Source organism: Variovorax sp. 3319 (genome assembly GCF_031456585.1).
Classification (GTDB): Bacteria; Pseudomonadota; Gammaproteobacteria; order Burkholderiales; family Burkholderiaceae_C; genus Variovorax; species Variovorax paradoxus_P.
Genome location: NZ_JAVDUZ010000009.1, coordinates 291244 through 310724, shown reverse-complemented (window position 1 = coordinate 310724; position 19481 = coordinate 291244). Strand labels below are relative to the sequence as shown.

Annotated in this window: 19 protein-coding genes and 1 pseudogene; 16 read left to right on the top strand and 4 right to left on the bottom strand. The window is 65.9% G+C overall.

Annotated elements, in window-relative coordinates:
- From J2X67_RS19625 to J2X67_RS19560, 14 genes and pseudogenes are all read left to right on the top strand, one after another.
- Nucleotides 1-234, top strand: a pseudogene (locus J2X67_RS19625) (nitrite reductase (NAD(P)H) small subunit); the annotation flags it as partial.
- Nucleotides 235-257: 23 nt separating this feature from the next.
- Nucleotides 258-3053, top strand: coding sequence for a molybdopterin-dependent oxidoreductase (locus tag J2X67_RS19620; protein WP_309955590.1), 2796 nt, complete (start codon nucleotides 258-260; stop codon nucleotides 3051-3053).
- A gap of 67 nt (nucleotides 3054-3120) precedes the next feature.
- Nucleotides 3121-4035 (top strand): DNA-binding protein YbiB, encoded by a 915-nt coding sequence (gene ybiB / locus J2X67_RS19615; RefSeq protein WP_309955588.1) that lies wholly within the window; start codon nucleotides 3121-3123, stop codon nucleotides 4033-4035.
- Nucleotides 4032-4844 carry a uroporphyrinogen-III C-methyltransferase gene (gene cobA / locus J2X67_RS19610; RefSeq protein ID WP_309955585.1) on the top strand — a complete coding sequence of 271 codons (813 nt, stop codon included), beginning with the start codon at nucleotides 4032-4034 and terminating at the stop codon, nucleotides 4842-4844. The genes ybiB and cobA overlap by 4 nt, the downstream gene beginning before the upstream one ends.
- 129 nt (nucleotides 4845-4973) lie before the next feature.
- Entirely contained in the window at nucleotides 4974-6002 is a 1029-nt protein-coding gene (locus tag J2X67_RS19605; protein WP_309955582.1) for an ABC transporter ATP-binding protein, read from the top strand.
- Between the two features lie 69 nt (nucleotides 6003-6071).
- Nucleotides 6072-7340, top strand: a complete 1269-nt coding sequence (locus tag J2X67_RS19600) for an extracellular solute-binding protein (RefSeq protein ID WP_309955578.1) — start codon at nucleotides 6072-6074, stop codon at nucleotides 7338-7340.
- Between the two features lie 4 nt (nucleotides 7341-7344).
- The gene (locus tag J2X67_RS19595; protein ID WP_309955575.1) at nucleotides 7345-8262 is read left to right on the top strand and encodes an ABC transporter permease; all 918 of its coding nucleotides are present in this window, start codon (nucleotides 7345-7347) and stop codon (nucleotides 8260-8262) included.
- A gap of 1 nt (nucleotide 8263) precedes the next feature.
- Entirely contained in the window at nucleotides 8264-9136 is an 873-nt protein-coding gene (locus tag J2X67_RS19590; RefSeq protein ID WP_309955572.1) for an ABC transporter permease, read from the top strand.
- Between the two features lie 116 nt (nucleotides 9137-9252).
- On the top strand, nucleotides 9253-10383 hold the full coding sequence (locus J2X67_RS19585; RefSeq protein ID WP_309955569.1) for a sterol desaturase family protein: 1131 nt from the start codon (nucleotides 9253-9255) through the stop codon (nucleotides 10381-10383).
- Entirely contained in the window at nucleotides 10380-11159 is a 780-nt protein-coding gene (locus J2X67_RS19580) for a YaeF family permuted papain-like enzyme (protein WP_409050521.1), read from the top strand. Before J2X67_RS19585 ends, J2X67_RS19580 begins: the two co-directional genes overlap by 4 nt.
- A complete protein-coding gene (locus J2X67_RS19575; protein ID WP_409050520.1) occupies nucleotides 11149-12408 on the top strand; it encodes an NAD(P)/FAD-dependent oxidoreductase in 1260 nt (419 codons plus the stop codon). The genes J2X67_RS19580 and J2X67_RS19575 overlap by 11 nt, the downstream gene beginning before the upstream one ends.
- A 109-nt stretch (nucleotides 12409-12517) precedes the next feature.
- Nucleotides 12518-12730: a 30S ribosomal protein S21 gene (rpsU, locus tag J2X67_RS19570; RefSeq protein WP_007833691.1), complete on the top strand. Its 213-nt coding sequence runs from the start codon at nucleotides 12518-12520 to the stop codon at nucleotides 12728-12730.
- A 123-nt stretch (nucleotides 12731-12853) separates the two neighbouring features.
- A complete protein-coding gene (locus tag J2X67_RS19565; RefSeq protein WP_309955561.1) occupies nucleotides 12854-13303 on the top strand; it encodes a GatB/YqeY domain-containing protein in 450 nt (149 codons plus the stop codon).
- Nucleotides 13303-13770 carry an NUDIX domain-containing protein gene (locus tag J2X67_RS19560; RefSeq protein ID WP_309955559.1) on the top strand — a complete coding sequence of 156 codons (468 nt, stop codon included), beginning with the start codon at nucleotides 13303-13305 and terminating at the stop codon, nucleotides 13768-13770. Before J2X67_RS19565 ends, J2X67_RS19560 begins: the two co-directional genes overlap by 1 nt.
- A gap of 32 nt (nucleotides 13771-13802) precedes the next feature.
- On the opposite strand, the gene J2X67_RS19555 is transcribed toward J2X67_RS19560, so the two are convergent.
- The gene (locus J2X67_RS19555) at nucleotides 13803-14558 is read right to left on the bottom strand and encodes a sulfite exporter TauE/SafE family protein (protein WP_409050519.1); all 756 of its coding nucleotides are present in this window, start codon (nucleotides 14556-14558) and stop codon (nucleotides 13803-13805) included.
- 102 nt (nucleotides 14559-14660) lie between these two features.
- Between J2X67_RS19555 and J2X67_RS19550 the strand changes: the two genes are divergently transcribed.
- Nucleotides 14661-15572: a LysR family transcriptional regulator gene (locus J2X67_RS19550; RefSeq protein WP_309955553.1), complete on the top strand. Its 912-nt coding sequence runs from the start codon at nucleotides 14661-14663 to the stop codon at nucleotides 15570-15572.
- A gap of 19 nt (nucleotides 15573-15591) precedes the next feature.
- Here the strand turns inward: J2X67_RS19550 and J2X67_RS19545 are convergent, their stop codons facing one another.
- Nucleotides 15592-16134, bottom strand: coding sequence for a nucleoside 2-deoxyribosyltransferase (locus J2X67_RS19545; protein WP_309955551.1), 543 nt, complete (start codon nucleotides 16132-16134; stop codon nucleotides 15592-15594).
- Entirely contained in the window at nucleotides 16131-17039 is a 909-nt protein-coding gene (locus J2X67_RS19540; protein ID WP_309955605.1) for an AraC family transcriptional regulator, read from the bottom strand. Before J2X67_RS19540 ends, J2X67_RS19545 begins: the two co-directional genes overlap by 4 nt.
- Before the next feature lie 204 nt (nucleotides 17040-17243).
- Here J2X67_RS19540 and J2X67_RS19535 point away from each other — a divergent pair, with 204 nt between their 5' ends.
- Nucleotides 17244-18035 carry a fumarylacetoacetate hydrolase family protein gene (locus J2X67_RS19535; protein WP_309955550.1) on the top strand — a complete coding sequence of 264 codons (792 nt, stop codon included), beginning with the start codon at nucleotides 17244-17246 and terminating at the stop codon, nucleotides 18033-18035.
- 13 nt (nucleotides 18036-18048) lie between these two features.
- Here J2X67_RS19535 and pmbA read toward each other — a convergent pair whose 3' ends face one another.
- Nucleotides 18049-19419, bottom strand: coding sequence for a metalloprotease PmbA (gene pmbA, locus J2X67_RS19530; protein ID WP_309955547.1), 1371 nt, complete (start codon nucleotides 19417-19419; stop codon nucleotides 18049-18051).
- Nucleotides 19420-19481 lie beyond the last annotated feature (62 nt).

The window sequence follows — 19481 nt, the reverse complement described above, 5'->3', positions numbered from 1 at the left end:
TGTCCGCTGCACAACTGGGCCATCGGGCTGGACGACGGCTGCGCCAGGTCGCCCGATGAAGGGTGCACGCCGAAGTTTGCGGTGAAGGTGGCTGAGGGGGTGGTGCATCTGGATGCGAACGAGCTCAAGACGCACGCCATCGACCTGGCGCCACCCCGCGCCGGCCCCGGCGCCGCAACGGCAGGCAAGCTGGGCGACGAGACCTTCAACGTGCAGGCGCCGCACAGCAGTTGAACGCCAAACCGAGGCATCGACCCATGGAAGAAACTCGCTCCACCTGCCCCTACTGCGGCGTAGGCTGCGGTGTGATCATCGAGTCCGAAGGCGCGCAGATCACCGGCGTGCGCGGAGACCCCGACCACCCGGCCAACTTCGGGCGCCTTTGCACCAAGGGCTCCACGCTGCACCTTACCGCAACGGCCACGGTCACACGCCAGACGCGGTTGCTGCAGCCGATGCAGCGCGCCGTGCGCGGCGCCGATCCAACGCCCATTTCCTGGAACACCGCGCTCGACGGCGCTGTCGACAAATTCGTGCAGGTGATGCGCGACCATGGGGCGGACGCCGTGGGCTTCTATGTTTCGGGCCAGCTGCTTACCGAGGACTACTACGTCTTCAACAAGCTCGCCAAGGGTTTGATCGGCACCAACAACATCGACACCAACTCGCGCCTGTGCATGAGCAGCGCGGTGGCCGGCTACAAGCAGACGCTCGGTGCCGATGCGCCGCCCGCCTGCTATGACGACCTGAAGCACGCGGAGTGCCTTTTCATCGTGGGCAGCAATGCCGCGTGGGCACACCCGATTCTCTTTCGCCGCATAGAGGACGCGAAGGCCGCCAATCCGGGCATGAAGATCATCGTGGCCGATCCGCGCCGCACCGATACGGTGGAAATTGCCGACCTGTTCCTGCCCATCCAGCCCGGCACCGACGTCATGCTGTTCAACGGCATGCTGCACCTGATGCTCTGGGAAGGCTGGACCGACAACCGCTACATCGCCGCCCACACCACGGGCTTCGATGCATTGAAGGCCACGGTGCGCGAATGCACGCCCGACAAGGTGGCGCAGATCTGCGGCATCTCGAAGGACGACCTGCTTGCCGCCGCGCGCATGTTCGCAACCTCGCCCGCCACGCTGAGCCTGTATTGCCAGGGCCTCAACCAGTCGTCCAGCGGCACCGCCAAGAACGCGGCGCTGATCAACCTGCACCTGGCCACCGGCCAGATCGGCAAGCCTGGCGCCGGTCCGTTTTCGCTCACCGGCCAGCCCAACGCCATGGGCGGGCGCGAAGTGGGCGGCCTGGCCAACCTGCTGAGCGCGCATCGCGACTTGGCCAACCCCGCGCACCGCGCGGAAGTGGCGGCGCTGTGGAACCTGCCCTCCGTGCCCGAGAAGCCCGGCAAGACCGCGGTCGAGATGTTCCAGGCGGCGGCCGACGGCGAGATTCGTGCGCTGTGGATTGCCTGCACCAACCCCGCGCAATCGATGCCCGACCAGGCCACGGTGCGCCGCGCCCTGGAGCGCGCCGAGTTCGTGGTGGTGCAAGAAGCCTTTTCAACCACCTCGACCTGCGCCTTTGCCGACCTGCTCTTGCCCGCCACCACCTGGGGCGAAAAGGAAGGCACCGTGACCAACAGCGAACGCCGCATCTCGCGTGTGCGTCCTGCGGTGGCGGCGCCCGGCGAAGCGCGCCACGACTGGTCGATTGCCGTCGACTTTGCACGCCGGCTCGAGCAGCGCCTTGGCCGCACGGACACGCTGTTTCCCTACGAGAGCGCTGAACGCGTGTGGAACGAGCACCGCGAATCCACGCGCGGGCGCGACCTCGACATCACCGGCCTGAGCTACGCAATGCTCGACACGGCCGGCCCGCAGCAATGGCCCCTGAAGGAAGGCGAGACCACCGGCCGCGCACGCCTCTACGAAGACGGCGTTTTTCCTACGCCGGACGGCCGCGCACGCTTCGTCGACACGGTCTACAAGCCCGTGGCCGAGGCACGCGAGGCGCGCTATCCGTTCTCGCTGAACACCGGCCGCCTGCGCGACCAGTGGCACGGCATGAGCCGCACCGGCACCGTCGGCCGACTGTTCGGCCACGTGGCCGAGCCGGTGGTGCAGATGAACGCGCAAGACATGGCGCGCCGCCTGCTGAAAGACGGCGACCTGGTGCACCTCACCTCCAAGCGCGGCTCCATCCTGCTGCCCGCGCGCGCCAGCGCCGAGATCGGGCTGAGCCAGGCTTTCGTCGCCATGCACTGGGGCGAGGAATACCTGAGCGGCTGCTCGTCGACCGGCACGCCGCTGGCCGGCATCAATGCGCTGACCACGCCGGCCTACTGCCCCACCTCGAAGCAGCCCGAGCTCAAGCACACGCCGGTCAAGATCCTCAAGGCAGAACTGCCATGGTCGCTGCTCGCCATGGCCTGGCTGCCGCCCGATGGCACATTTGCCGCACAGCAGGCGCTCAAGCCGCTGATGGCGCTGTTTCCGTTTGCCACCTGCGTGCCGTTCTCGGGCAACACCCCGCGCGAAGAGCGCAGCGGCATTTTGTTTCGTGCAGCCGCGCACGACACGCCGGACGACAGCCTTATCGACCGCATCGAAGGCCTGCTGGGCCTTGGCGCGAGCGATGCCCTGCGCTACGCCGACCGCCGCCGCGGCCAGCGCCGCGTGGCCCGGCTGGTGCGCCGCGCCGACGGCAATGCCGGGCTCGAAGCCTTCCTGCTGGGCGGCGACACCAGCGCCGAGGCCTGGATCGGCACCTTGCTGCGCGAGGAGATTCCGGCGCAAACCTACGGCCGGCTGCTGCTGTCGCCGGGCGCACGCGCGCCGGTTGCGGTGCAGTCCCGCGGGCAAACGGTGTGCACCTGCTTCAACGTGACCGACCTGGCGATCCAAACCGAACTGGGCCGCTGCAGCGGCACGCCCGAGGAACGGCTGGCCTCGCTGCAGGGTGCGCTCAAATGCGGCACCAACTGCGGCTCCTGCCTGCCCGAACTCAAGCGCATGGTGCGCGCGACGCCGGTGGAGGTTCTCGCGGAGGGTGCATAGGGGCACATGGAGGGGCATAAGCCGCCTTGCATTCCGGCATAAGCATTGCGGGACAATCGGGGCACCCATGGGAATCAGCCAATACATCAAGGAAATCGGCCGAGGCGCGCGAGGCGCCAAGCCGCTCACGCGCGAACAGGCCACGGACCTGTTCGGCCAGGTGCTGGACGGCACCGTGACCGACCTGGAAATCGGCGGCTTCTGCCTGGCCATGCGCATCAAGGGCGAAACACCCGAAGAGATGGCCGGTTTTCTCGATGCAACGCACGCACGGCTCAACCACCTGCCTGCGGCCGACCGCCCCCTCATCGTGCTGCCGAGCTACAACGGCGCGCGCAAGCTGCCGGTGCTCACGCCGCTGCTCGCGCTGCTGCTCGCCCGCGAGGGACTGCCGGTGCTGGTGCACGGCAGCGCCACCGAAACATCGCGCGTGCTGGCTTCGAACGTGCTGGAAGCATTGGACATTCCCATGCTCACCGCCATCCGAAAGATTGCACCCGGCGAAATCGGCTTTGCGCCGACCGAACTGCTCAACCCCGCGCTCAAGCGGCTGCTCGACGTGCGCCGCGTGGTGGGCCTGCGCAACCCCGGCCACAGCGTGGTCAAGCTGATGCAGCCGACCACCGGCCCCAGCGTTGTCGTGGCAAGCTACACCCACCCCGAATACGCGCGCACCATGGCAGAGACTTTCGAGCTCATGGGCATGACCGCCCTGCTCTCGCGCGGCCTCGAGGGCGAAGTGGTGTCCGACCCGCGCCGCACCGCGCAGATCGACGGCTTTGTGCGCGGCGTGCGCAGCGAGCTGCAAGCCCAGGCCGCCGGCACGTCGAACGAAGTGCCGGGGCTGCCAAAAGAGATCGACGTCGCGACCACAGCCGAGTACACGCGCCGTGTGCTGAATGGCGATCTTCCCGTGCCGGAAGCCATCGCCACGCAGGTCAGGCACATCGCGCAACTGGCGGACCACGCAGCCCACGCATGAACGAACCGACCTCCCCCCTCACCGCCGGAAGCTGCACCCTGGTGGGCGCCGGCCCAGGCGACCCCGAACTGCTGACGATCAAGGCCGTGAAGGCGATCCAGGCCGCCACCGTGCTGCTGGTGGACGACCTGGTGAGCGAGAGCATCCTGGCCTCGTATGCGCGGCCCGGTGCGCGCATCGTGCACGTGGGCAAGCGCGGCGGCTGCAAGAGCACGCCGCAGGCATTCATCGAACGGCTCATGATCACCGCGGTGCGCGAAGGCGAAACCGTGGTGCGCCTCAAGGGTGGCGATCCGTTCATATTTGGCCGTGGCGGAGAAGAGGTCGAGCACCTTCGCGAAGCCGGCATCGAGTGCACGGTGATCAACGGCATTACCGCCGGCCTTGCCGCAGTCACATCGCTGGGCGTGCCGCTCACACACCGCGACCACGCGCAGGGGGTGGTGTTCGTTACCGGCCACGCCAAGACAGGCGCCAGCGCGCATGAAGACGCCACAGACTGGCGTGCACTGGCCACCACCGCCCACAGCGCACGGCTCACGCTCGTGATCTACATGGGAGTGGCGGGAGCGGGCCACATCGAACGCGAACTGCTGCACGGCCTGCCCGGCGACACGCCCGTAGCGGTCATCCAGCATGCGAGCCTGCCGCAGCAGCGCCACGTCACGGCCACGCTCGAACGGCTGCAGGCCTGCATTGCCGAAGCCGGGCTGGCGAGCCCCGCAGTGATCGTGGTGGGTGACGTGCTGCGCGGGTTGGCCGCTGCGGCGCTGCCGGCGGGATCGGACGCCGGCCGGTTCGGTACCTGAACGAGAAAGCGCGGCAAGCCCGCGCCGTCTGCGCGCTCGCATCGGTCGCTCCAACCCCCATGTGGCATGGAGCGTGCTTAACGCCAGCATGCTCGTTTTTCGACCGTCTTTCGCGTGCGGCGCCGGCCAATGACCGCCGTCGCCACGCCTCCGCCCGCAGCCGTTGAAATCGTGGCGCTGAGCAAGCGCTACGCCCCCGGTACGCCGCCGGCGGTCGACCAGATCGACTTGCGCATTGCCAGCGGCAGCTACTGCTGCCTGCTGGGCCCTTCAGGCTGCGGCAAGAGCACCACCTTGCGGATGATCGCGGGGCATGAGTCGGTCACCAGCGGCGACATCCTTCTGGACAACCGCAACATCACCAACCTGCCAGCCGCCGCTCGCGGCACGGCAATGATGTTCCAGAGCTTTGCGCTGTTTCCGCACCTCTCGGCAGTGGACAACGTGGCCTTCAGCCTCAAGATGAAAGGCACAGGCAAGGCCGAGCGCCAGAAGCGCGCGCGCGACCTGCTGGAGCGCGTGGCAATGGGCCACCTGGCCGAACGCAAGCCGGGCGAACTTTCAGGCGGCCAGCAGCAGCGCGTGGCGCTGGCGCGCGCGCTCATTACCGAGCCGCGCGTGCTGCTGCTCGACGAGCCGCTGTCGGCGCTCGACCCTTTCTTGCGCATCCAGATGCGCGCCGAGCTGCGGCGCTGGCAAAAGGAGCTGGGGCTGACTTTCGTTCATGTGACGCACTCGCAGGAAGAAGCGATGGCGCTGGCTGACACGATGGTGGTGATGAACCACGGCGTGATCGAACAGGTCGGCTCGCCGCACCAGATCTACAACCATCCGGCCAACGAATTCGTGGCGCGCTTCATGGGCGGCCACAACGTGTTCGACACGCCCGCCGGGCCGATTGCGGTGCGCAACGACCACATGCGCATTGCGCCGGCCTCCGGCGATCGGGGCATTGCCGCGGCCATCACCGATGTCGAATACCAGGGCACTTATGTGCTGCTCGGCCTTGCGCTGGACGCCGCAGCGCCGGGGCGCCAGAACGTGTCGGTGCTGCTGGGCGAAGCCGCCTTTCTTGCAAGCCCCTATGCGCCCGGAGACGCGGTGCGCCTTGCATGGGCCGCGGCCGATGCGCGCGCGCTCGCCGCGCCAGCGGCTTAGCCCACCGTCTTTATTTCCGTTCTGTTCAGTTCAGTACATCCGCCACTTTTTTTCCACGGAGACTCTTCCATGACCGACCCTATCGACTCGTCCGCCGGCCTCCAGCGCCGCACCTTGCTGCAAGGCACCGCCGGCATTCTGGCGACGGGCATCGCGCCCTTCGTGCATGCGCAGGAAAAGATCGTGCTGCGCTACCTGGGCACGGCGGTGAACCAGGACAAGGCGATTGCCGAAAAGTTCAAGGCCGACACGGGCATCGAGATCCAGTATGTGGCAGTGACCACCGACGACGTGACCAAGCGCGCGGTGACCGCCCCGAACAGCTTCGACCTGATCGACACCGAGTTCTTTTCGCTCAAGAAGATCGTGCCCACCGGCAACCTGAAGGGCATCGACACCAGGAAGATCAAGAACGCAGACAAGATCACCACCCTCTTCACCAAGGGCGAGGTTGCCGGCAAGGCCGTGGGCGACCAGGGCACGGCGCCCAAGAAGGTGATTTATCTCGAAGGCGAAAAGTCGAAGAAGTTCGCTGCTGCGCCCACGCAGTTCATGTCGCTTATCCCTACGGTCTACAACGCCGACACGCTGGGTATTCGCCCCGACCTGATCAAGCGGCCCATCGGTTCCTGGGCCGAGCTGCTGAACCCCGAGTTCAAGGGCAAGGCAGCCATCTTGAACATTCCGTCGATCGGCATCATGGACGCGGCGATGGTGGTGGAGGCCAAGGGCATCCACAAGTACAAGGACAAGGGCAACATGACCAAGGCCGAGATCGACCTGACGATCAAGACCCTGATCGAAGCCAAGAAGGCAGGCCAGTTTCGTGCGCTGTGGAAGGATTTCAACGAGTCGGTCAACCTGATGGCCTCGGGCGAGGTGGTGATCCAGTCGATGTGGTCGCCGGCCGTGACTGCCGTGCGCACCAAGGGCATTGCCTGCAACTTCCAGCCGCTCAAGGAAGGCTACCGCGCCTGGGCGGCCGGCTTCGGCCTGCCGGCCACGCTCTCGGGCAAGAAGCTCGACGGCGCCTATGAATTCATCAACTGGTTCCTCGATGGCTGGGCCGGCGCGTACCTCAACCGCCAGGGCTACTACAGCGCCGTGCTAGACACCGCAAAGGCCAAGATGGAGGCCTACGAGTGGGCCTACTGGATGGAAGGCAAGGCTGCCGCGCAGGACATCAAGGGCCCGAACGGCGACCTGCTGGCCAAGGCCGGCGCGGTGCGCGACGGTGGCAGCTACGAGCAGCGCATGGGCGGCATCGCCTGCTGGAACGCGGTGATGGACGAGAACGAATACATGGTCCGCAAATGGAACGAGTTCGTCGCGGCCTGATCCTGTGAGCGCGCCCATTGCCAGCGCGCATGCGCCCAGCCCGTCGATCCATGCTGTAAAGGCATGGTGGCAGGCCGCGCCATTCGCGCTGGTGTTCTTGCTGTTCTTCCTGATTCCACTGGCGCTGATCGCGATGGTCAGCCTGTGGAACTTCAACGAGTACGAACTGATTCCAGCGGTAACGCTGCGCAACTACGCAAGCCTTTTCGAAGGTTGCTCTCAGCTCACCGACAACGGCGACCTGTGCGTCACGCTCAACACCTACCTGAGCACTTTCAAGTTCTGCCTGCTGGTATGGGGCATTACGCTGCTCATCGGTTTTTCGGTGGCGTACTTTCTTGCGTTCCATGTGCGCTCGTCGACGATGCAGACGGTGCTCTTCGTGCTGTGCACGGTACCGTTCTGGACATCGAACGTGATCCGCATGATCTCGTGGGTGCCGCTTTTGGGGCGCAACGGGCTGGTCAACCAGATGCTGATGGGAATGGGCCTGGTCGGGCAACCGGTCGAGTGGCTGTTGTTTTCCGATTTTTCAGTGGTGCTCGCCTTCGTGCACCTCTACACGATGTTCATGATCGTGCCGATCTTCAACAGCATGATGCGCATCGATCGCTCGCTGCTCGAAGCGGCGAGCGACGCAGGCGCCTCGGGCTGGCAGACGCTGTGGAACGTGGTGGTGCCGCTGTCGCGCACGGGCATCCTGATCGGCTCGATCTTCGTCATCACCATCGTGATGGGCGACTTCGTCACCATCGGCGTGATGGGCGGCCAGCAGATCGCATCCATCGGCAAGATCATCCAGGTGCAGACCTCGTACCTGCAGTTTCCGCTGGCTGCGGCCAACGCGATGATTCTGCTGGCGGTGGTGCTGATGATCATCTGGGGGCTCACGCGGCTTGTCGATATTCGCAAGGAGCTTTGAGATGGAACGTCGCCCAGGCTTCTGGCCCCTGGCAATCGTATTCGCACTCTTCGTGCTGTTTCTCTACGGCCCGATGATCACGATCTTCATCCTGAGCTTCCAGGGTCCCGAAGGCGGCCTTACCTTTCCGCTGCGCGGCGTCTCGCTGCACTGGTTCTACAAGTTGGCCGAGGGCTTGGGCACCGTCGACATCGGCGCCGCGTTCAGGCGCTCGCTCGCGCTGGGCGCGGTGGTAATGGCGTTCACGGTGGTGCTTTCGGTGCTGGCCGGCCTTGCGTTCCGCAAGAAGCTCGCCGGCAGCAACGCGCTGTTCTTCGTCACCGTGGCGAGCCTCATCATGCCGTCGATCATCATTTCGCTAGGCATCGGACTTCAGTTCCGTCTCATCGACACCGGCGTGAAGAGCCTGCTCGAGGCCATGGACGCCACCACCCTGCTCGAAAGCTACGGCACCGCGCTCGGCCTCTTCAGTTCAGCGCTTGGCGCGCACTTGACCTGGACCCTGCCCTTCGGGCTGCTCATCATGTTTGCGGTGTTCAACCGCTTCAACCCAGCCTACGAAGAAGCCGCGCGCGACCTGGGCGCCACGCCCTGGCAGACCTTCCGGCACGTGGTGCTGCCGCTGATCGGCCCGTCGATCGTGGGCATCGGCATGTTCGGCTTCACGCTGTCGTGGGACGAGATCGCCCGCACTTCGCAAGCCATCGGCGATGTCAATACGCTGCCGCTCGAATTGCAGGGCCTGACTTCGACCGTTACCACGCCGTCGATTTATGCGCTGGGGACGGTGACCACTGTTGTGTCGCTGCTCGTGATGGCCTTGGCGCTGGGTGCGGCGGCGCTGCTGCGCCGGCGTGCCGTTCGGCCGCGTTGACGCCAAAGAGCCAAAGACCGGCGGCCACGTCTAGACCTTTTGGCGGACGTGGGCGTTTTCCTACAGCCGCCTAAAATCGCGCTCCAACAAAAGCGCAAACAACGAGAGAGGCGGGCATGCTGGACATCGACAAACTCAATGAATTCACCCAGAACCATGGGGAACTGCAGCGCGGGCGGGGCCTGGTTACGGGAACCATCGCCCTGAGCCTGGGCATCCTGTGCTTCCTGGGGGTGCTGGCGTTCCACTTTCCGCAGTACCTCACCACGCCGGAGTTGCGCCGGAGCTACAACGTCGATGTGATGCGCTTCATTCTGCTGGCGGCCATGGTGGTGTCGGGCGGAATGGCGCTGGTGAACATCATCTTCAACCGCTCACGCTGGCTTTCGTCAGCCGCCTTTCTTCTGGTGGCCGCGGCGGCGCTGCTGGGCGGGCACAAGGTGCCGGTAAACGACTTTGCCGACAACACGCCGTACATCGGCCTGGACTGGTTCATTCTCGACCTGCTGGGCTCGTCGCTGATCTTCATCTTCATCGAGAAGCTGTTTGCGCTGCGCAAGGACCAACCGGTGTTTCGCGCCGAGTGGCAAACCGACTTCCACCACTTTGTGGTGAACCACATGATCGTGGGCTTTGTCCTGCTGGCCACCAACCTGATGGTGCACAAGTTCTTCGGCTGGGCCGCCAACGACGGCATTCGCGGCTGGGTAGGCAACCTGCCGTTCTGGGCCGGGCTGCTGCTGATCATTCTGGTGGCCGACCTGGTGCAGTACTGGACCCACCGCGCCTATCACGAGGTGCCGGTGCTGTGGCGCCTGCATGCCGTTCACCACAGCGTCAAAAGCATGGACTGGATGGCGGGCTCGCGCCAACACATTCTCGAACTGCTGATCACGCGCACGCTGGTGCTCGCGCCGATCTACGTGTTCGGCTTTTCGAAGGAAGTGATCGACGCGTACATCGTGGTGGTGGGCTTCCAGGCGGTGTTCAACCACTGCAACGTGAGCGTTCGGCTCGGCCCGCTGCGCTACATCATCGTGACGCCCAACTTCCATCACTGGCACCACAGCCAGGACGTGGAGGCGCTCGACAAGAACTATTCGGCGCACTACGCCTTTCTTGACTACATCTTCGGCACCGCGGTGAAGAGCACCAAGCTCTGGCCAGAGAAATACGGGGTGCTTGGCGACTACGTGCCCAACGGCTTCTTCAAGCAACTGAAGTTCCCGTTCGTGTGGAAGGGATGATGCGCTCCGCCCTTCTCATGGCTGCGGCCACGGCCGCATTGCTGCTCACGGCCTGCGCCACGCGGGTCGAGCTGCCCTCCAAAGACGCCGGCTTGCGCCTGCGCGTGCAAAGCTCGGTCATCGCGCCCGGCAACGGGGGCGAGCTCATTGCCGCCGACGCGCTGCAGCCGGGCGACATCCTGTTGACCTCGATCGCCACGGTCAACTCCTTCGGCATTCGCCTTGGCACCTTCTCGCCGGTGAGCCATGCGGTGCTGTACCTGGGCGACGGCCTGATCGCCGAAGCCGTGGGCACCGGCGTGCGCGCACGGCCGGTGGCCGACGTGATCGACGAAGAACAGATGGTCGTCGCCTTTCGCGTGCCCGGGCTCGATGCCGCGGGCGTCGCAAAGCTCCGCGCCTGGGCCAACTCGCAGGTAGGCACACGCTACAACACCACCGGCGTGCTGTTGAACGCGCCCTTCGTGCTGAACCGGCGCCTGTGCGAGCTGCCGCTGATACCTTCGGCCGTGAGCCACTATTGCATCAGCGGCATGGCCATGGTGCAGCTGGGCGCAAGCCGGGACGACCAGTTCTTCTGCTCCCAGTTCGTGCTCGAGGCCTACCGCAAGGCCGGCATGCCGATCACCGACGCCGATCCGCGCTGGGTGAGCCCGGCCGACCTGCTGCACATGCGCGAGGGCGACGTGCCCTCTATTGCGGCCACGCAGCCCCTGCGCTATGTGGGGCACCTGAAGTACAACGCGCCGCCGCTGCTTGCGGCAGATGGCCCCTGAATCCGTCGTTACCGCTTTGAGCGCTCCTTTCCAGTTCGATGTCGTCGTGGTCGGCGCGGGTGCGGCCGGGCTGTTCTGCGCGGGGCTGGCGGGCCAGCGCGGACTCAAGGTGCTGCTGGTCGACCACAGCGAGAAGGTCGGCGAAAAAATCCGCATCTCGGGCGGCGGGCGCGCCAACTTCACCAACCGCGACCTCGACGTGCGCGCCCCGCAGCGCCACTTCATCGGCGACAACCCCAATTTCTGCCGCTCTGCGCTGTCGCGCTATGCGCCGCAGCAGTTCATCGAACTGGTGCAGAAGCACGGCATTGCCTTTCACGAGAAGCACAAGGGACAGCTGTTCTGCGACGGTTCGTCCCAGCAGATCGTCGACATGCTGCTGGCGGAGTGCGATGCGGGCAACGTCACGCGCTGGCAGCCTTGCAAGCTTGGAAAAATCACGTTTTCGGCGGCCGGCGTTGGCACTGAGCGGCCCGGCAGCTACCGAATCGATAGCAGCAAGGGCTTGATCGAAACGCCCAAGCTGGTGGTCGCCACCGGCGGCCTCTCCATTCCGCAGATCGGTGCCAGCGATTTCGGCTACCGCCTGGCCGAGCAATTCGGCCTGCGCGTGGTCACGCCCCGTCCGGCCCTGGTGCCGCTGACCTTCGGCGGCGAGGCTTGGGCGCCGTACGCCGAACTGGCAGGGCTGGCGCTGCCGGTGCGCATCGAGACCGGCACCAAGAAGGAAAAGATGGCGTTTCTCGAAGACCTGCTGTTCACGCACCGTGGCCTCTCGGGCCCGGCCGTGCTGCAGATTTCGAGCTACTGGAAACCCGGAAGGCCGCTGACGCTCGACTTTGCGCCCGGCGTGAACGTGGCCGAAGCCCTGGGCGAAGCCAAGCTGCGGTCGAAGAAGCGCATTGCCAACGAACTGGCCGCGCTGGTGCCCTCCCGGCTGGCAGACGCCTGGGTGGGGCAAGACCCGGCCCTGCAGCGCCCGGTCAACGAGGCCGCCGACAAGGCGCTGGCAGTCTTGGCCGAGCGCATTGCCCGCTGGCAAATTACCCCCAGCGGCACCGAGGGCTACAAAAAAGCCGAAGTCACGGCCGGCGGGGTCGACACCCGCGATTTGTCTTCCCAGACCATGGAATCGAAGCAACCGGGCCTGTATTTCATCGGCGAAGTGGTCGATGTGACCGGATGGTTGGGCGGATACAACTTTCAATGGGCGTGGGCGAGCGCACATGCATGCGCAACCGCGCTATAATCGCGGGCTAACTTTGGCCTTCCCTCAACGGCCGCAAAAATTTTCAGTTGAGGAACCCCGGCTTGGGGCCTCGATCTCCCCGAGCCAAATTCAGTTCAACGAATCATCAATGACCACCATCCGCGTTAAAGAAAACGAGCCTTTCGACGTCGCCCTGCGCCGCTTCAAGCGCACCATCGAAAAGCTCGGCCTGCTGACCGACCTGCGTGCCCGCGAGTTCTACGAAAAGCCGACCGCCGAGCGCAAGCGCAAGAAGGCAGCTGCCGTCAAGCGCCACTACAAGCGCGTGCGCAGCATGCAGCTCCCCAAGAAGCTGTACTGATGCCCGTTGGCAACAGGGTCGCCGGCCTTTGACGCAAGTCGGCCCAGCGACCCGATTGCCGCCTCAGCCGCGCCAGGGAAACCTGCCGCGGCTTTTGTTTTTTCCGAACCAGGAGCCCCGAGCATGAGCCTCAAGGAACAGATCACCGAAGACATGAAGACCGCGATGCGCGCCAAGGACTCGGAGCGCCTTGGCACCATCCGCCTGCTGATGGCTGCCCTGAAGCAAAAGGAAGTGGACGAGCGCGTGGAGCTCGACGACGCCATGATCGTTGCCATCGTCGACAAGATGGTCAAGCAGCGCAAGGACTCGATCGCCGCATTCACCACCGGCGGCCGTGCCGACCTGGCCGACAAGGAATCGGCCGAGATCAAGGTGCTCGAGGTGTACCTGCCGCAGCGCATGAGCGCCGACGAAGTGGCTGTCGAGGTGAAGGCCATCGTGGCCGAACTCGGCGCCAAGGGCCCGGGCGACATGGGCAAGGTGATGGGCGCGGTCAAGACCCGTCTCGCCGGCAAGGCCGACATGGGCCAGGTGAGCGCAGCGGTCAAGGCGGCCCTCGCGAGCGCCTGATGAGCGACGGCGGCTGCGCCACCACCATCCTGAAGGCCTGCGCCTGCCTCGTCGATGCACGGGGCCGGCTGCTGGTGTTTCGCCATCCCGGCGACGGGAACATGCAGTTGCCCAAGGGCACCATCGAGCCGGGCGAGTCGCCAGAGGTGGCGGTGCGGCGCGAACTGCTCGAAGAGTCGGGCATCGACCACGTCGGCGAACTGCAGCCGCTTGGCACCCTGACGCGCGACTGCGAGGCCGGCATCGAAGGCAACACGCTGCGCCACCCGCAGTTGTGGCACCTGTTCCTGATGCGCGCCGAAACGCCGCTGCCCGAAACCTTCGACCACGTGGCCATGGGCAGCCCTGAAGAAGACGGCCTCGTGTTCTCGTTCAGCTGGCTGGAACGGAGCGACAGCGTCGAAAACTTCACCCTGCCCTACCGGCAAGCCATCGAACGCGTTCGCGAGGCCCTGCTCGCAGCCTGAGGCCCCTGCGGGCAGCGCGTCGGGAGCAAGCCTCACCCCAGCGCGCGAACCACCATGTAGAGCCCCAACAGGGCCAACCCGGCCAGAAAGCAGCGCCGGAACACCGCTACCGGCAACCGCTTGCGCAGCCAGGTTCCAAGCGCCATGCCGCCGATGGCAGGCAGCAGCATGGCGACGGAGCCGCCTGCCGCCGCGACCGGATATTGCCCATTGGCCGCCAGCCCGACGGCAAGCACCACGGTCGATGTGGTGAACGAAATACCCATCGCCTGGATCAGCGCATCGCGCTGCAAACCCAAGGCCTGCATATAAGGCACGGCCGGCATCGCGAACACGCCCGTCACCGCCGTTACCAAGCCTGTGGCCGCACCCACCATCGGGCCGAGCCAGCACTCGTGCCTCCCGGGTACATGCAGCTGCCCTCCGGTGAGCCCCCAGAGCGCATAGGCCACCAGCGCCACCCCGAGCGCCACCGAGGCCCATGCGCCTCCGGGCGCGCCGAGCCACAACGCACCGCCGAGGGTGCCCGCCACGATGCCGGCATGCATGCCGCCGATGCGGCGCAGCACCGGCCTGAAGGTCGAACGCGGCCCGGTCTGCCAGAGGTTGGTGACCAGCGACGGCACGATCAGCAACGCAGCCGCCTGGGCGGGCGGCATCCAGAGTGCGAGCAGCGCCATCGCCACCGTCGGCAGGCCGAGCCCGATCACTCCCTTGACCGTGCCGGCCAGCGCAAACACAGCGGCGGCAGCGGCCCAGTGGCTTGCAAGTGGGTTCGACATTTCCATCGCCGCGGAGTCTGCCGGCCGGGCCTTCGCCTGGAAATGCGGCTTTGGCGCAGCCGGCCTCAGGCACAGACTGAGGCTCCCGTGCTACCTTGCGGACTCATCATGCGATTCGACCTCACAGACCTTCGGCTCTTTCTCCACGTTGTGGAGGCCGGCAGCCTCACCGCCGGTGCGCAGCGTTCGCACATGACGCTGGCCTCCGCAAGCCAGCGCGTGCGCGGCATGGAAGACGCGCTCGGCAGCCCGCTGCTCACGCGGCACGCGCAGGGCGTGCGCCCCACCGAGGCCGGCCGCACGCTGCTGCACCATGCGCGCGTCGTGCTGCAGCAGATGGAGCGCATGCGCGGCGAGCTTGGCGAATACGGCCAGGGCCTCAAGGGCCACGTGCGCTTCATGTGCGGCACCTCGGCGCTGAACGAGCACCTGCCCGAGGTGCTGAGCCGCTTTCTCGCGCAGCATCCGCGCATCTCGGTCGACCTTGAGGAACGCCCCAGCCCCGACTCGGTGGAGGCCCTGCGCGCCGGCCTCTGCGACATCGGCATCGTTTCCGACGCGGTCGGCACCGAGGGCCTCGAATGCCACCCCTTCCGCCGCGACGACCTCGTGCTCGTGATGCCGCGCGGCCATGCATTGGCCGGACGCCGGCGCGTGCATTTGGCCGAAGTGGCCGACAGCGAATTCGTCGGCCTGACCGAGGACAGCGCACTGCAGCGGCTGGTGACCCAGCATGCCCGCGCCTTGGGCAAGCAACTGGCCTACCGCGTGCGCGTGCGCAACTTCGAGGCGGTGTGCGGCATGGTCGAGCACGGCATCGGCGTGGGCATCGTGCCGCAGACCGCCGCCGTGCGCTGCGCCCGCTCGATGAAGATTGCCCGCGCCGGCCTGAGCGACGCATGGGCCGAGCGCACGCTGATGGCGTGCGTGCGCTCGTCGGAAGACCTGCCGCTCAATGCGCGGCGAATGCTGGAGCATTTGCTGGCGCCGCCGGATAACGCTGCGGCAAAACCGGCCTGAATGCGATGACGGCTGCGGTTCAGCGTTGCTGAATTGCGAGCAGCTCCGCCATCTTTTGCAGCGCCGCTTCGGGCGTTGAAGCGATGTGGATCGAACAGGCCAGCATCAGGTTCAGCGGCTGGCCGAAGTCTTCCGCCGCAATGCCGCTCGCGGTCTCGCGCAGCACGCCGGCGGCATCTGCTGCGCACGGCAACGCCGCCCGGGCGCGGTCTGCGTAGCTGCCTGCCGGCACACCGTAGGCCACGACGGGAATCTGCAGCGCCACCGCGGCGCCAACCTCGAACACCGTGCCCGAATCGGGCTCCAGGCCACGAAAGCACGCGAGATTGGCCACGACGCCATCGGCACCGCGAAGGCGCTGCATGTTGGCCTCGTAGATCCGCGTCTCGGGCGCTTCGGCACTCTGCTCCTCGTTGCCGTCCGCCGGCAGCAGGGCTGCAAGCCCCAATGCGTCGCATGCGGCTGCGAGCCGCACGAAGTGGTCTCGGGCGTCGGGGCGAAAGACATCCGGGCCTGCGAGGTAGATCTGCGGACGCATGGGGGTTTCTGGCTTGGAATTCATGGAGGGCACATCTTCGATTTGCCGATTGCCCCGGCAAGCCCGGCACCGGCCTCATTGCGAAACTGCCTTGGCGTAACACCATTGCGCAGCCTGAACCGGCGGCTGAAATAAACCGCATCGCTGAAGCCGCACTGCCGCGCAATGTCGGCAATGCGGGCGTTCGAGGTCACCAGCAATTCCTTCGCGCGCTCGAGGCGGCGCTCGGTCACCAGCTCGGTAAAGGTGCGGTGCGTCTGCTTCTTGAGCAGGTGCGCAAGGTAGTTGGGCGACAGCATGGCCGCGGCGGCGGCATCGTTGAGCGACATCTCCTCGCCCAGGTGTTCGCGCACATAGCGCATCACGCGCTGCAGCGCATCTCCGCCCGTGCTGCGGCCGCTCTGCAGCGCGGCCTGCGCGAGCAACTGCGCCTCGTGCCGGCTGCAAGCCAGGCCCATCAGCTGCAGCAGAATGCCGCGGATTGCGGCCACGCTGCCGACGCGCCGCTCACGGTTGAGCACGGCAAGCTCTTCGAGCCAACCCAGGATGCGCGCGAAGTCGGCGTCGCCGAAATGAAAGTCCATGTACTCCTGGAACAGGAAGGGCGCGAGCTCGGGCCGGCGCGAAACCGGCACCCCCTCGATTTCGAGCGCCTCGACCGCCAGCTCGGGCCATAGAAAACTTTGGTCGAAGTTCACGATGGCGTAGCGCGCGCCCGGCGGATGCGGCACCACATGCACGCGGTATGGCAGCACAAAGCTCAAGTGCCCCGCGGTAAACGGGCGCACCGCGCCGCCGACTACCTGCTGCGAGCCGCCGTGGATGCTGACCTGGATCTGGAAATACTCGTGGCGGTGCGGCCGCGCCAGCACGTCCCGCGCGCCTTCGAAACGAATGTCGAAGTCGAGATGGTTCGCGCGCTCCTGCATGCCGTAGAGGCGAAGGCTGGATTGAAGGGCCGACATGGGGCGATGGTAAGCCCTTGCCCCGCTGCCTCGGGGCGATTGGCGGGTGGTGCCTGTGTCCTGTTTTTGCGTAAATGCGTGCAAGAACCCGGCGGCGGTGCGCTCCAGAATGGCCCGGCTGGCCACGGCCGGCTTCATCGCCCATTCAAAGATTCAGGAGACAAGATCATGTCCAGTTCACGACGCGGCCTGCTGGCCGGCTCCGCCGCCATGGCTGCCGGCGCAGTTGCCGGTTGCGCGCTTCCGGCCGGCGCATCGCGCGCGCCGCAAACGCCTTTTGCGGTGGCCCAAACCACCGTGCCAATCGTCGGCAGCGAGCAGGCTTTTCCGGTGCGCCGCATCTACTGCATCGGCCGCAACTATGCGGCCCACGCACGCGAAATGGGGTCAGACCCCACGCGCGAGCCACCGTTCTTCTTTCAGAAACCGACGGATGCCATCCAGGTCGTCACGCCCGGCACGGTGGCCGACCATCCATACCCCACGCTCACCAAAAACTATCACTACGAGGTCGAACTGGTCGTCGCGCTCGGCAAGGGCGGCCGCAACATCGCGCCGGCGGATGCGCTGGACCTCGTCTACGGCTATTCACTCGGCCTGGACATGACCCGCCGCGACCTGCAGCGCGAGATGGGCGACCAGAAAAAACCCTGGGAAATCGGCAAGAGCTTCGACAAATCGGCACCCATCGGCCCGATTCATCCGGTTGCCAAGGTCGGCCACTACACCGACGGGGCGATCTGGCTCAAGGTGAACGGCCAGACCAAGCAGAACGCCACGCTCAAGCACATGATCTGGTCGGTGGCCGAGCAGATCAGCCGCCTGTCGCAGGCTTTCGAGCTGATGCCCGGCGACATCATCTATTCGGGCACGCCGGAGAACGTGGGCCCTGTGGTGCGCGGCGACGTGATCGAGATCCACATCGACGGGCTGCCGAACCTTTCGGTCCGGATCGTCTGAGGAACAGGCCGGCTCAGCTGCCGGCCACCTTCATGCGGTTGATCAGCACCGAGCCCGTGGTCTTGGCGCCGAAGGTGTAGGCATCGGCGCCAATGGCCTCGATGCCCATCAGCATGTCCTTCAGGTTGCCGGCGATCGTGATCTCCTGCACCGGAAAGGCGATGCGCCCCTTCTCGACCCAGAAGCCGCTCGCGCCGCGCGAATAGTCGCCGGTCACGTAGTTGACGCCCTGTCCCATCAGTTCGATGACGAAGAGACCGGTGCCGAGCTTGGCCAGCATGGCGTCGAGGTCATCGCCGGCCTTGGTGAGTCGCGAACTCAGCGTGAGGTTGTGCGAACCGCCGGCGTTGCCGGTGGTTTTCATGCCGAGCTTGCGTGCCGAATAGGTCGACAGAAAGTAGCCTTCAAGCCGGCCGGCATCCACCACCTTGCGCGCGCGGGTAATCACGCCTTCGTCGTCGAACGGCGAGCTACCCTTGCCGCGCATCACGTGCGGGTCTTCGGCCACGTCCACGTGCTTGGGCAGCACCGGCTTGCCCAGCGAATCGAGCAGGAAGGTGCTCTTGCGGTACAGCGCCCCGCCGCTCACGGCCTGCACCAGCCCGCCCAAAAGGCCCACGGCCAGCGGCGACTCGAACAGCACCGGGCATTCGGTGGTCTTGATCTTGCGCGACTTGAGCCGGCTTAGCGCCCGCTCGGCGGCATAGCGGCCCACGGCCTGCGGGCTGGCCAGCTCGTCGGCCGAACGCATGGAGCTGTACCAGGAGTCGCGCTGCATGTCGTCGCCCTTGCCGGCAATGGGCGCAACCGAAATCGAATGCCGTGAGCTGGCATAGCCGCCGCGAAAACCGTGCGTGTGGGCGCTGAAAAAGTGGCTCTGCTGGGCCGAGACGCCTGCGCCCTCGCTGTTGGTAATGCGCTTGTCGGTTGAAAGCGCAGCTTCTTCGCATTCGAGCGCCAGCCTGGCGGCTTCTTCGCTGGTGACGTCCCAGGGGTGGAACAGGTCGAGTTCGGGGTGGTCCTTGGCAATGTCTTCCTCGTCGGGAAGGCCGCTCACCGGGTCTTCGGCCGTGAAGCGGGCGATGTCGTACGCCGCCTGCACGGTCTGGGCGATGGCGGCCTCCGAAAAGTCGGAAGTGCTGGCGTTGCCGCGGCGATGGCCCACGTAAACCGTGATGCCCAGCGACTTGTCGCGGTTGCGCTCGACGTTTTCGAGTTCGCCCTTGCGAACCGAGACGCTGAGGCCGCAGCCCTCGGAGGCCTCTGCGCCGGCATCGGTAGCACCGAGCTTTTTGGCGTGGGCCAAGGCCGAGTCGACCAGGTTTTCGAAGAAGGAGCGGCTGTAGGCGAAGCCGGAATCGGCGCGCGAGGAAGATGTCGTCATGTGGTGGCTATGATACTTGCGCCCCCTATTTTCCGTTTCCCCCGGCTTGTCCCTCTGCATTG